Origin of the sequence: Erwinia sp. JUb26 (genome assembly GCF_003751505.1) — a bacterium.
Taxonomy (GTDB): Bacteria; Pseudomonadota; Gammaproteobacteria; order Enterobacterales; family Enterobacteriaceae; genus Erwinia.
Genome location: NZ_RJVB01000003.1, coordinates 15,353 through 27,850 on the forward strand (window position 1 = coordinate 15,353; position 12,498 = coordinate 27,850).

The following is a 12,498-nucleotide window of genomic DNA, read 5'->3' on the forward strand; positions in this document are numbered from 1 at the left end:
ACCGGGCGTTTGTTTTCCCGCTATCCGCTTTTGTGAAATTGACCTCAAATAATCTTCTGTTTCTCTTCATCGATTTTCTGTGACGTTCGGTCGCGCTGTCGTTATATTAATGCCTACATAACGAACCTCTCTGGAGAAGTGCATGTCTGTAAAAATGAACACCTGGCTGACCGCGGCGGTCGTCACCCTGAGCATCAGCGGCCACGCGGTGGCGGCGGATAACATTACCGTTTTCGCCGCGGCCTCGCTGACTAATGCCCTGCAGGATATCGCCAGCCAGTATGAGAAGGGGAAAGATGTCAAAATCGTTTCCTCGTTTGCCTCATCCTCAACGCTGGCTCGTCAGATTGAGCAGGGCGCACCGGCCGATCTGTTTATCTCTGCCGACCAGCAGTGGATGGACTATGCCGCAGAGAAGAAAACCATTGATGAATCCAGCCGTTTTACGCTGTTGGGTAACGATCTGGTGCTGGTGGCCCCGGCCTCTGCCAAAGCGCATAAAGTGGATATCAGCAAAACGACCGACTGGAAAAGCCTGCTGAACGGGCAGCGCCTGGCGGTGGGCGATCCGGATCACGTTCCGGCAGGAATCTACGCCAAAGAAGCGTTGGAAAAACTGGGTGCCTGGGATCAGCTGTCGCCGGTGATGGCGCGCAGTAACAGCGTCCGTGCTGCGCTGGCGCTGGTCGAGCGTGATGAAACCCCGTACGGCATCGTTTACGGATCGGATGCGGTTGCCAGCAAGAAAGTCGCTGTGGTCGGCACCTTCCCGGAAGACAGCCACAAGCCGGTAGAATATCCGGTGGCCATCGTGAAAGATCATAAAAACGCCAGCGTCAGCGCCTTTTATGACTACCTGAAAGGACCGCAGGCTGCGGCGATCTTCAAACAGTATGGATTCGCACCGAAGTCATGATGTTTCTCAGCGATCCCGAATGGCAGGCGGTGGCGCTCAGCCTGAAAGTCTCGGTGGTGGCAGTAGTCTGTAGCCTGCCGTTCGGGATCCTGATGGCGTGGCTGCTGGTGCGCCGTCAGTTCCCAGGTAAAACGCTGCTCGACAGTATTATCCACCTGCCGCTGGTACTGCCGCCGGTGGTGGTGGGGTATCTGCTGCTGTTGGGCTTTGGGCGACGCGGGGTTATTGGTGAATACCTCTACGACTGGTTTGGCTTCAGCTTTGCCTTCAGCTGGCGCGGTGCCGCGCTGGCTTCTGCGGTGATCGCCTTCCCACTGATGGTCCGCGCCATTCGCCTGGCGCTGGAAGCGGTCGACACGCGGCTGGAGCAGGCCGCCCGCACGCTGGGTGCCGGGCGCTGGCGGGTGTTTCTGACCATCACGCTGCCGCTGACCCTGCCGGGAATTATTGTCGGTACGGTGCTGGCGTTTGCCCGTTCGCTGGGCGAGTTTGGTGCCACCATCACCTTCGTTTCCAATATCCCGGGTGAAACGCGTACGCTGCCGTCCGCGATGTACACGCTGATCGAAACCCCGGGGGCAGAAGGCGCCGCCGCCAGGCTGTGCGTCATTGCCATCGTGCTGGCGCTGTGTTCTCTGCTCGTCTCCGAATGGCTGACCCGCTGGGGTCGTAAGCGTTTAGGTCTTTCATGTTAGAACTCGATTTCAGCCAGCAGCTGGGCGACTGCCTGCTTAAGGTGCAAACCAGTCTGCCGGGTAAGGGGATTACCGCCGTGTTTGGCGTTTCCGGCGCGGGTAAAACCTCGCTGATCAACGCCATCGGCGGGCTGACGGTGCCGCAGCAGGGGCGCATCGTGCTGAATAGTCGGGTGCTCAGCGATACCGCAAAAGGTATCTGGCTGCCGCCGGAAAAACGCCGCGTGGGCTATGTTTTCCAGGACGCGCGTCTGTTCCCGCACTACCGGGTGCGCGGCAACCTGGAATACGGCATGGCAAAAAGCCTGCGCCCGCAGTTCGACAGTCTGGTGCAGCTGCTGGGGATTGAGCCGCTGCTGTCGCGCTTTCCGTGGACGCTTTCCGGCGGTGAAAAACAGCGCGTGGCTATCGGGCGCGCGCTGCTGACCGCACCGGAAATCATGCTGATGGATGAGCCGCTGGCTTCGTTGGATTTGCCGCGCAAGCGCGAACTGCTGCCCTATCTGCAAAAGCTGGCAAAAGAGGTCGATATCCCGATGCTTTACGTTAGTCACAGCCTGGATGAACTGCTGCACCTGGCCGAAAACGTGCTGGTGCTGGAAAAAGGTTCGGTCATCGCCAACGGCCCGCTGGAAGCCGTCTGGGCCAGCAGCGCCATGCGGCCCTGGCTACCGCGCGCCGAGCAGAGCAGCGTGCTGCGTGTGCAGGTGCGGGAGCAGCATCCGCACTATGAAATGACCGCGCTGTCGCTGGGCGAGGAGCGCATCTGGGTCAGCCGCGTTGCCGCGCCGTTAAATACGCCGATGCGCATTCGTATTAACGCGGCGGACGTGTCGCTGGTGCTGGACCCGCCGCTCAACAGCAGCATCCGCAACGTTATTCCGGCGCGGGTGGTGGAGCTGCTGGAGATCGAGAATCAGGTGGAAGTGAAGCTGCAGGTTGGGGACAGCGAGCTTTGGGCGCGTATTACGCCCTGGGCTCGCGATGAACTGAAGATTAAACCGGATATGCCGCTTTATGCGCAGATCAAAAGCGTGTCGATCACGCCCTGATTACAGAATTTCGCGGTAAATGGTTTCGGCAATGCCCGGCTCAAGGTTGGTGCCGATCACGCGTCCGGCGCGAGCTTTAATCGCTTCATCGGCGTTACCCATCGCCACGCCCAGGCCCACGGTTTCCAGCATGCTCAGGTCGTTGTAGTTGTCGCCAAAGGCCAGCACGTCGCTCATCTGATAGCCCTCTGCGGCCACCCATTCGGCCAGACGTTTGCCTTTGCTGTTACCCGCTTTCGCAATATCGACCTGATCGTGCCACGACCACTCGCAGGCAAGGCCGAGTTCATCCTCAACCTTCTGCGCGAAGCGCTGCAGTTCCGCCGTGTCCTGGTGAGAAACGGCAAACTTCCAGATCGACTGTGCGCTCTGCGCCGCACCGGCCAGGCTGTCAACATGCAGGAACGTCGGACGCTGGGATTCAGGCAGGGTCAGACCCCAGTTAATGGTGCGGGTCACGTGGCCGGTTTCGGCCTGATACAGCATGGCATCATCCACATACAGCAGGCCGTGGATTGCGGCGGCGTCGAGCATTTCAATCACGCGCTGCGCCTGATCTTTTGGCAGCGGATCGGAATGTAAGACTTTTTTCGCCTGGTAATCATACAAATAGGTGCCGTTACAGCAGATTGCAGGTGTATCCAGCGCCAGTGCCTGATAAAAAGGATGGATAGCAACATGATGGCGACCGGTGACGATCAACACTTTTACCCCGGCCTGGCGCGCTTTAGCCAGCGCTTCCAGTGACTCGGGAAGAATGGTTTTATTCGGCGTTAAAAGCGTGCCGTCCAGATCAAGGGCGATGATGCGATAGCTCATATGCGTTTCCGTGACTAAATGTGAGTAAAAGAGTGTACACCCTGTGACGCCGGCCACAAAACCGACGAACGCAATCAATGATTACGACCCCGAAGACTTAACAAGGAGCATTCATGAAACACGTTGTTTATACCGCCAGCCCTGAGAGCCAGCAGATCCACGCCTGGCAGCTGAATGAGGATGGCGCGCTGACGCTGTTGCAGGTTGTCGATGCGCCGGGCCAGGTTCAGCCGATGGTGGTCAGCCCGGACAAAGCGTTCCTGTACGTGGGCGCACGTCCGGATTTCCGCGTGCTGGCGTATAAAATTGATAGTGAAGGCAAACTGAAAGAAGCGGGGCACGCATCGCTGCCGGGCAGTCCGACCCATATCTCCACCGATCGCGAAGGGCGCTTTATCTTCGTTGGCTCGTATAACGATGCCTGCGTCAGCGTCAGCCCGATTGGCGATAACGGCCTGCCGGGCGAACCTGCACAGGTTGTTAAGGGCCTGGACGGCTGCCACTCGGCAAACATCGATTTCAGTAACCGGACGCTGTTTGTTCCGGCGCTGAAGCAGGATCGTATCGCGCTGTTTGAACTGGCGCAGAACGGCGAGCTGACTCCGCGCGCGCAGGCTGAGGTGAAGACCACCGCCGGTGCCGGTCCGCGCCATATGGTGTTCCATCCGAACCAGAAGTTTGCCTACTGCGTGAATGAACTGGACAGCAGCGTCGACGTCTGGGCATTGGGTGAAAAAGTCGAGAAAGTGCAAAGCCTGGATATGATGCCGGAAGGCTTCAGCGACACGCGCTGGGCGGCCGACATTCACATCACTCCGGATGGCCGCTTCCTGTACAGCTGCGATCGCACCGCCAGCGTGATCACCGTGTTCAGCATCAGCAACGACGGCGCAACGCTGTCGATTGAAGGCTACCAGCAGACGGAAACCCAGCCGCGCGGCTTTAATATCGACAGCACCGGGCAGTATCTGATCGCGGCAGGTCAGAAATCGCACCATATCGCGGTGTACAAAATCGCCGCGGATAACGGTCTGCTGCAGGAACTGGCGCGCTATGCGGTCGGCCAGGGACCGATGTGGGTCACCATCAGCGCGCTCTGATAGCCCGCTGACGGGAACGAAAAAGGCAATCCGGGGATTGCCTTTTTTTATGTGCGACGGCGGCCAGATTTAAGCCATGGCAGCGTGGGGTTGAAATCTTGCTATCCCGCAGAATCAAAGCCTGCGCGATAGCTATTCCCGAGCTTAAATCAGGCGTAAATGGCGGTAATCGCCGCGCTGCCCAGCGTATGAAAATGTACGTTAAAGCCAACCATCGCCGCACTGGCGTTCTCGTCCACATCCAGCTTTTCCACGTCCAGGGCATGCACGGTGAAAATATAGCGGTGGTGTTCACCTTTCGGTGGCGCCGCGCCGCCGTAGCCAGCGCTGCCGAAGTCGGTTCGGGTTTGCAGCGACCCTGCAGGCAGTTCGGCCACGCCGGAGCCTGCACCTTCCGGCAGTTCACGGGTATCCGCAGGCAGGTTGGCTACCACCCAGTGCCACCAGCCGGAGCCGGTTGGCGCATCGGGATCGTAGCAGGTCACCACAAAGCTTTTCGTTCCGGCCGGAACCTCATCCCACGCCAGATGCGGCGACAGATTTTCACCCTGATAACCCATGGCATTCAGTACCTGGCGCTCCGGCAGCTTATCGCCATCGTTAAAACTCGTGCTAAACAGTTTCATTCCTTCTCCTGTCAGTGAAGATATCAGCCATTTTCAGCCGCTCTGCGGCGGCAAAGGTCATCCCGGCTGCCTGCGCAGCCAACGCCGAAAAGGTATCACATGCCGCCGCGTTCATCAGTGAAGTATTCGTGGCTCATGGCTTCATCTTTATAAGCCATGAAGCCATGAAGCGATGAAGCCGCGTTGTCGAGATATCTTTACCTGGGCTCATTTACTGCAACGCATACCGGGATGATACCCTTTGCCGCGTTTACGCTGGCGTATCGCCCGCTACCCGCACCACCACCTTGCCGAAGTTTTTCCCCTCCAGCAGGCCAATCAGCGTTTCCGGCGCGTTATCCAGGCCGTCGACCACATCTTCGCGGAACGTCAGGCGATCTTCCGCCACCCACTGGCTCATCTGGCGGAAGAATTCGTCGAAGCGGTGGCCGTAATCCTGATTGATGATAAGGCCCTGCACGCGCAGGCGTTTACGCAGGATGGCGCTTTGCAGCAGTGGCAGGCGGTCCGGTCCTGCGGGGAGGTCGGTGCTGTTGTAATCGGCGATCAGGCCGCAGACGGGAATGCGACCTTTGGTATTCATCAGCGGCAGCACGGCGTTAAACACTTTGCCGCCCACGCTTTCAAAATAGACGTCGATCCCTTCCGCGCAGTGGCGACTCAGCTGCTGCGCAAGGTTGTCATCGCGATGGTCGAGGCAGCGATCGAAGCCCAGCACCTGTTCGGCGTAGCGGCATTTTTCCGCACCGCCGGCAATACCCACCACGTGGCAGCCTTTCAGTTTGGCAATCTGTCCCACCAGTGAACCCACCGCGCCGGTCGCTGCAGCCACCACTACGGTTTCACCCGGCTGCGGATTGCCGATATCCAGCAGCCCCATATAGGCGGTGAAGCCGGGCATGCCCAGAATACCCAGCGCGTGGGAAGGGTGCTTCAGCACCGGGCCGCTGAGTTTGAACAGGTCACGACCGTCGGACAGCGAAAAATCCTGCCAGCCGCTGTTGCTGACCACCCAGTCGCCGACGGCGTAGTCGGCATGTTCTGACTGCTCGACAACCGAGACGGTGCCGCCGCACATCACTTCGCCCAGCCCGACCGGCGCAACGTAGGACGGCGCATCACTCATCCGTCCGCGCATATACGGGTCGAGCGATAGCCATACGGTGCGCAGCAGCACCTGGCCAGATTTTGGGGTAGGGACGTGCTGGGCTTCCAGACGGAAATTGTTTTCCGTCGGTGCGCCGTGCGGGCGTGAAGCCAGCAGGACGCGACGATTGGTTTGCTTATCTTGTGGCATAAAGGAACCTCCGCTATCTCGTGCCCGGCTTCAGTGCCGCACACACAATGCTAAAAGCGTAGTGCATTCGGCCTGCGGCTGCCTCGCGCTGCGTGCCCTCAGGCGGACTTAAACAGCTGCGGATTGTCCACGGCCGCGGCGACCGCCGCGGTCAGTCTCGCCAGTTCGGCGCGGGAAATAATATAGGGCGGCATCAGATAGATCAGGCGACCAAACGGGCGGATCCACACGCCGTTTTCCACGAAGAAGCGCTGAATGGCGGCCACGTCCACCGGTCGACGCGTTTCCACTACGCCAATCGCCCCCAGTACCCGCACGTCGGCCACTTCTGCGGCCGCTTTTAACGGCATCAGCGCCGCATGCAGCTGCGCTTCAATCGCCGCGACCTGTTCGGGCCAGCGGTTCTCGTCAAGGATTGCCAGCGACTCCGCCGCCACCGCACAGGCCAGCGGGTTAGCCATAAACGTCGGGCCGTGCATAAAGCAGCCTGCCGCGCCGTTGCTGATGGTGTCCGCCACCTGCCGGGTGGTCAGCGTGGCGGAAAGCGTCATGGTGCCGCCGGTCAGGGCTTTGCCGACGCAGAGAATATCCGGAGCGATGCCCGCGTGCTCACAGGCGAACAGCCTGCCGGTGCGGCCAAAGCCGGTGGCGATCTCATCGGCGATCAGCAGCAGCTGATAGCGATCGCAGAGTTCCCTTACCCGCTGCAGGTAGCGTGGATGATAAAAACGCATCCCGCCCGCGCCCTGCACAATCGGCTCGAGAATCACCGCACTCAGCTGGCGATGATGGCTGACGATCAGCTGCTCCAGCGCATCGGCATCGCTTTCCCGCCACGTATCGTCAAACCGGCACTTCGGCGCGGGGGCGAACAGGTGCTCGGGCAGATAGCCCTGATACAGGCTGTGCATCGAGTTCTGCGGATCGCATACCGACATCGCCGCAAACGTATCGCCGTGATAGCCGTTGCGCAGGGTAAGAAAACGATGGCGCTTATCGCCGCGTGCCTGCCAGTACTGCAGGGCCATCTTCATCGCCACCTCAACCGCCACCGACCCGGAATCCGCCAGGAACACGCATTCCAGCTGCGCGGGCGTCATGGCGACCAGCCGACGGCAGAGTGCCACGGCCGACGGGTGCGTGATGCCGCCGAACATCACGTGCGACATCTGCGCCATCTGGTGCTGTAACGCCTGATTCAGGCGCGGATGGTTATAGCCGTGAACCGCCGCCCACCACGATGACATGCCGTCAACCAGCTGGCGGCCATCGGCCAGCTCCAGGCGGCATTCCTGCGCGGCGACCACCGGATAGCAGGGCAGCGGATCGCGCATTGAGGTGTAAGGGTGCCAGATATGGTCACGGTCAAAAGCAAGATCGGCTGCGTTCATAAATCACTTGTAAACCAAAAATAAAAAATTTAGTTTACAAGTATAACCAGGCCGTGAAGACAAATGACAGACTTTTTTGGAGCAAGCAATGGCAAAACGTTGGACCCTTTCACAGACGCAGGCGCTGTTTGATAAGCCGTTTCTCGAACTGATGTTTGAAGCGCAGCAGATCCACCGCCAGCATTTTGACCCGCGTCAGGTGCAGGTCAGCACGCTGCTGTCGATCAAAACCGGGGCCTGCCCGGAGGACTGCAAGTACTGCCCGCAAAGCGCGCGTTATAAAACCGGGCTGGAATCGGAACGGCTGATGGAGGTGGAGGAGGTGCTGAACTCTGCACGTAAAGCGAAAGCCGCCGGATCCGGTCGCTTTTGCATGGGGGCGGCGTGGAAAAACCCGCACGAGCGCGATATGCCGTATCTGGAGCAGATGGTGCAGGGCGTGAAAGCGATGGGCCTGGAAACCTGTATGACCCTCGGTACGCTGAGCGAGCAGCAGGCGCAGCGGCTGGCCTCCGCCGGGCTGGATTTCTACAATCATAACCTCGACACCTCGCCCGAATTTTACGGCAGCATCATCACCACCCGCAGCTACCAGGAACGCCTGGATACCCTCGGCAAAGTCCGCGATGCCGGGATTAAAGTCTGCTCGGGGGGCATCGTCGGCCTGGGCGAAACGGTCAACGACCGCGCCGGTCTGCTGGTGCAGCTGGCGAACCTGCCGACGCCGCCGGAAAGCGTGCCGATCAATATGCTGGTAAAGGTCAAGGGCACGCCGCTGGCGGATAACGACGACGTCGATCCGTTCGATTTCATCCGCACCATTGCGGCGGCAAGAATTATGATGCCGCGCTCCCACGTGCGTCTTTCCGCCGGGCGCGAACAGATGAGCGAACAGACCCAGGCGATGTGCTTTATGGCCGGGGCAAACTCGATTTTTTACGGCTGCAAGCTGCTGACCACGCCAAACCCGGAGGAGGACAAAGACCTGATCCTGTTCCGCAAGCTGGGCCTGAATCCCCAGCATACCGGCACCCACGCCGGAGATAACGAACAGCAGCAGGCGCTGGCAGCCCAGCTGATGACCGCCGACACCGAACAGTTTTACAACGCGGCATTGTAATGAGCTGGTCGCAACGTCATCAGCAGGCGCTGGAGCAGCGCCGCCAGAACGGCCAGTACCGCCAGCGCACGGCCTGCCAGCAGGCGGATGCCCGCAGCCTGAGCATTGCAGGCACGGACTACCTCAACTTTTCTGCCAACGATTATCTCGGGCTGAGCCATCATCCGCGCATTGTGAACGCCTGGCAGCAGGGCGCGTCGCGCTTTGGCGTTGGCGCAGGCGGCTCGGCGCATATCACCGGCTTTCGCACCCCGCAGGCGGAGCTGGAGCAACAGCTGGCCGAATGGCTGGGTTATCCCCGCGCACTGCTGTTTATCTCCGGCTTTGCCGCCAATCAGGCGGTCATCGCCGCGCTGGCGGGCAAAGCCGACCGCATCCTGGCCGACAGGCTTAGCCACGCCTCGCTGCTGGAGGCCGCCAGCCACAGCCCGGCGACGCTGCGCCGCTTTGCCCATAACCAGCCGCAGGCGCTGGCCGCGCGGCTGGCTGGGCCGTGCAGCGGCGAAACGCTGGTGGTTACGGAAGGGGTCTTCAGCATGGACGGCGACAGCGCGCCGCTGGCGGCGCTGCATCAGCTGGCGCAGCAGCATGACGCCTGGCTGCTGGTGGATGACGCCCACGGTATCGGCGTCTGCGGTGAACAGGGGCGCGGCAGCTGCTGGCAGCAGGGGATCCGGCCGGAGCTGCAAATCATCACCTTTGGTAAAGCGTTCGGCGTCAGCGGCGCGGCGCTGCTCTGCGACGATAACACCGCCGAGTTTATGCTGCAGTTTGCCCGCCACCTGATCTACAGCACCGCCATGCCCCCCGCGCAGGTCTGTGCGTTACAGGAGGCGCTGCGCTGCGTGCAACAGGGTGACGACCTGCGCCAGCGCCTGCTGGAGAATATCGCCCGCTTTCGCGCCGGAGCCGCCGGCCTGCGCTGGCAGATGATGAATTCCGACAGTGCCATTCAGCCACTGCTGGTGGGGGAGGAAGGGGCTGCCGTGGAACTGGCTGCGCGACTGCGGCAGCAGGGCTGCTGGGTGAGCGCGATTCGCCCGCCGACCGTCCCGCCCGGCACCGCGCGTCTGCGCATCACGCTGAGCGCGGCGCATCTGGCGGATGATATCGATCGCCTGCTGGAGGTGCTGCATGCTACAGGCGATTGATAAACAGGCGGTTGCCGTCGCCTTTGGTCGCGCCGCATCAGGTTATAACCAGCACGCCGAGCTTCAGCGGCTGTGCGGGGAGCGGCTGATGACGCTGGCGAGGCGTGGGAGCGCAATGCAGGTGCTGGACGCGGGCTGTGGAACCGGCTGGTTCAGCCAGTGCTGGCAGCAGAACGGCCATCGGGTGACCGCGCTGGATCTGTCAGCCGAGATGCTGCGCCAGGCGGAATCCTCGGCGGTGGCGTCGCATTATCGGCAGGGCGACATCGAAGCGCTGCCGTTCGCCGACGCCAGCTTCGACCGCTGCTGGAGCAATCTTGCCGTGCAGTGGTGCAGCGATCTGCGCCAGGGGCTGAGCGAGCTGTATCGGGTGACCCGCCCGGGTGGACAGGTACTGTTTTCAACCCTCGAAGCCGGATCGCTGCACGAGGTAACGGCCGCGTGGCAGGCGCTGGGATCGGCGGCACCGATTAACCCGCAGCTGACCGCAGACGATGTCGCGCAGGCCGCAGCGGGGATGAATATCCAGCTGCACCGTCTGACCCTGACGCTGGCCTATCCCGATGCGCTGAGCGCTATGCGTTCGCTGAAGGGCACGGGCGTGGGCCATTTGCATCAGGGGCGCGCCGGAGCCTTTCTCAACCGGCAACGACTAGAGCAGCTTGAGCAGGTATGGCGCCGTGATGAGCGCGGCTGCCTGCTGAGCTGGAAACTGATCTTAGGAGTGATTGAACGTGAGTAAACGCTGGTTTGTTACCGGAACCGATACTGAAATAGGCAAAACAACCGCCAGCTGCGCGCTGCTGCAGGCCGCCAGTGCGGCGGGCTATCGCTGTGCGGGCTATAAGCCGGTTGCCTCTGGCTGCGAAGTCACGCCCGAGGGGCTGCGCAACGAGGATGCGCTGCTGCTGCAGCGATATGCCAGCGTTGAATTACCCTACGAAACGGTCAACCCGCTGGCGTTTCTTGAACCTACCTCGCCGCATATCGTCAGTGCGGAAGAGCAGCGTCCCATCGCCTTCAGCCAGCTTTCTGCCGGGCTGGCATCGGTAGTGCAGCGTGCAGACTGGGTGCTAACGGAAGGCGCAGGAGGCTGGTTTACCCCGCTCTCGGAGGATCACACCATTGCCGACTGGGTGGTGCAGGAGCAGCTGCCGGTGATTCTGGTGGTAGGGATTAAGCTGGGCTGCATCAATCACGCGCTGCTGACCGCGCAGGCGATTAAGGCCAGCGGATTGCCGCTGGTGGGGTGGATTGCCAACGGCATACAGCCCGCCGGCAAGCGCCACGCGGAGTACATGGCGACGCTGCGTCGGCTGCTGCCCGCGCCGCTGCTGGGCGAGATCCCCTATCTGCCCGATGAAACACAGCGGGAAAGCCTGGGACAGTATCTGTCGCTGCCGTAAGGGCAGACGCCCCAACGCGGGGCGCGGGAGTAACGCCGGGATGCCATCGTCGGTAACCCGGCTCAGGCCGTCAGCCAGGTATTGACCACGCCCTCATCCAGCAGCGCCATTTTGCCGTGGGCGACGTTGCGTCCGCGGTGCAGCAGCAGGAAATAATCGGCCACCCGGCGGATAAACGACAGGCGCTGTTCCAGCAGCAGTATAGTCATGCCGAAATCATGGTTCAGCCGGTGTATCAGATTGCCCATTTCCTCTTCCAGCCACGGCGACATACCTTCGGTGGGATCGTCCAGGATCAGCAGTTTGGGTTGTAGCACCAGCGCGCGTGCCAGCGCCAGATGCTGCTGCTGGTCGAGAGGCAGCTCGCCACTGCGCTGCTGGCGCAGCGAATAGAGCGCCGGAAACAGATCGTAGACCATCTGCGGGATCGCCCGGTGGCGTTCCTGCCCGGCCCCGGCCAGCAGGGCGATTTGCAGGTTCTCTTCCACGCTAAGCTGCGAAAAAATCTGCCTGCCCTGCGGAACATAGCCAATGCCGAGAGCGGCGCGGCGCTCCACCGGCTGCAGCAGCAGATCCTGCGGCGGCAGGTTGCCCTCCTGCCAGATCATCGACCCGCTATTGATCGGCAGGTGGCCCATAATGCAGTTAACCAGCGTGGTCTTCCCCATCCCCGGGCGACCAATGATACCGGTACAGGTGCCGGGGGTAAGATCGAGGTCCACATCCCACAGAATATGGTTTTGCCCATAAAATTGATTAATTGAACGTAAACTCAGCATCTTGCACTCTCCTCCAGACAGTATCCGATTGCACCCGTGTCGCAGGCGATTTAGCTGGTGTATTAATTAACAAGCAATTAACGGGCCATCTCTCAATACCGCTGGAAAAGTCAGTTAAATGTCTACTCCACGACGCTATTTGTCAG

General features: G+C 60.8%; 13 protein-coding genes. 8 read left to right on the plus strand and 5 right to left on the minus strand.

From position 1 onward, the window contains the following. The first annotated feature begins 142 nt into the window (after positions 1 to 142). The 3 genes from modA to modC are packed head-to-tail and all read left to right on the plus strand — an operon-like array spanning position 143 to position 2,663. Complete coding sequence (gene modA, locus EC836_RS08870) at positions 143 to 916, plus strand: molybdate ABC transporter substrate-binding protein (RefSeq protein WP_123332196.1); 774 nt, start codon at positions 143 to 145, stop codon at positions 914 to 916. Then, positions 916 to 1,611 (plus strand): molybdate ABC transporter permease subunit, encoded by a 696-nt coding sequence (modB, locus tag EC836_RS08875; protein WP_123332198.1) that lies wholly within the window; start codon positions 916 to 918, stop codon positions 1,609 to 1,611. Before modA ends, modB begins: the two co-directional genes overlap by 1 nt. Next, on the plus strand, positions 1,605 to 2,663 hold the full coding sequence (gene modC, locus EC836_RS08880; RefSeq protein WP_123332200.1) for a molybdenum ABC transporter ATP-binding protein ModC: 1,059 nt from the start codon (positions 1,605 to 1,607) through the stop codon (positions 2,661 to 2,663). The genes modB and modC overlap by 7 nt, the downstream gene beginning before the upstream one ends. Here modC and EC836_RS08885 read toward each other — a convergent pair whose 3' ends face one another. Beyond that, the gene (locus EC836_RS08885) at positions 2,664 to 3,482 is read right to left on the minus strand and encodes a pyridoxal phosphatase (protein WP_123332202.1); all 819 of its coding nucleotides are present in this window, start codon (positions 3,480 to 3,482) and stop codon (positions 2,664 to 2,666) included. Between the two features lie 113 nt (positions 3,483 to 3,595). Here EC836_RS08885 and pgl point away from each other — a divergent pair, with 113 nt between their 5' ends. Further along, on the plus strand, positions 3,596 to 4,582 hold the full coding sequence (gene pgl / locus EC836_RS08890; RefSeq protein WP_123332204.1) for a 6-phosphogluconolactonase: 987 nt from the start codon (positions 3,596 to 3,598) through the stop codon (positions 4,580 to 4,582). Between the two features lie 149 nt (positions 4,583 to 4,731). Here the strand turns inward: pgl and EC836_RS08895 are convergent, their stop codons facing one another. The 3 genes from EC836_RS08895 to bioA form a co-directional block, all read right to left on the minus strand. Next, positions 4,732 to 5,208 (minus strand): kinase inhibitor, encoded by a 477-nt coding sequence (locus tag EC836_RS08895; RefSeq protein ID WP_123332206.1) that lies wholly within the window; start codon positions 5,206 to 5,208, stop codon positions 4,732 to 4,734. 250 nt (positions 5,209 to 5,458) lie between these two features. Beyond that, positions 5,459 to 6,505 (minus strand): NADP-dependent oxidoreductase, encoded by a 1,047-nt coding sequence (locus tag EC836_RS08900; RefSeq protein WP_123332208.1) that lies wholly within the window; start codon positions 6,503 to 6,505, stop codon positions 5,459 to 5,461. 98 nt (positions 6,506 to 6,603) lie between these two features. After that, positions 6,604 to 7,896: an adenosylmethionine--8-amino-7-oxononanoate transaminase gene (gene bioA, locus EC836_RS08905; RefSeq protein ID WP_123332210.1), complete on the minus strand. Its 1,293-nt coding sequence runs from the start codon at positions 7,894 to 7,896 to the stop codon at positions 6,604 to 6,606. 88 nt (positions 7,897 to 7,984) lie between these two features. Between bioA and bioB the strand changes: the two genes are divergently transcribed. Genes bioB through bioD form a run of 4 tightly spaced genes read left to right on the plus strand, consistent with a single transcriptional unit; the run spans position 7,985 to position 11,573 of the window. Further along, positions 7,985 to 9,016 (plus strand): biotin synthase BioB, encoded by a 1,032-nt coding sequence (bioB, locus tag EC836_RS08910; RefSeq protein ID WP_123332212.1) that lies wholly within the window; start codon positions 7,985 to 7,987, stop codon positions 9,014 to 9,016. Beyond that, positions 9,016 to 10,167 carry an 8-amino-7-oxononanoate synthase gene (gene bioF, locus EC836_RS08915; RefSeq protein ID WP_123332214.1) on the plus strand — a complete coding sequence of 384 codons (1,152 nt, stop codon included), beginning with the start codon at positions 9,016 to 9,018 and terminating at the stop codon, positions 10,165 to 10,167. The genes bioB and bioF overlap by 1 nt, the downstream gene beginning before the upstream one ends. Further along, entirely contained in the window at positions 10,151 to 10,909 is a 759-nt protein-coding gene (gene bioC / locus EC836_RS08920; protein WP_123332216.1) for a malonyl-ACP O-methyltransferase BioC, read from the plus strand. The genes bioF and bioC overlap by 17 nt, the downstream gene beginning before the upstream one ends. Then, positions 10,902 to 11,573: a dethiobiotin synthase gene (bioD, locus tag EC836_RS08925; protein WP_123332218.1), complete on the plus strand. Its 672-nt coding sequence runs from the start codon at positions 10,902 to 10,904 to the stop codon at positions 11,571 to 11,573. Before bioC ends, bioD begins: the two co-directional genes overlap by 8 nt. Before the next feature lie 62 nt (positions 11,574 to 11,635). On the opposite strand, the gene EC836_RS08930 is transcribed toward bioD, so the two are convergent. Further along, positions 11,636 to 12,352, minus strand: coding sequence for an ABC transporter ATP-binding protein (locus EC836_RS08930; RefSeq protein ID WP_123332220.1), 717 nt, complete (start codon positions 12,350 to 12,352; stop codon positions 11,636 to 11,638). Between the last annotated feature and the right edge of the window lie 146 nt (positions 12,353 to 12,498).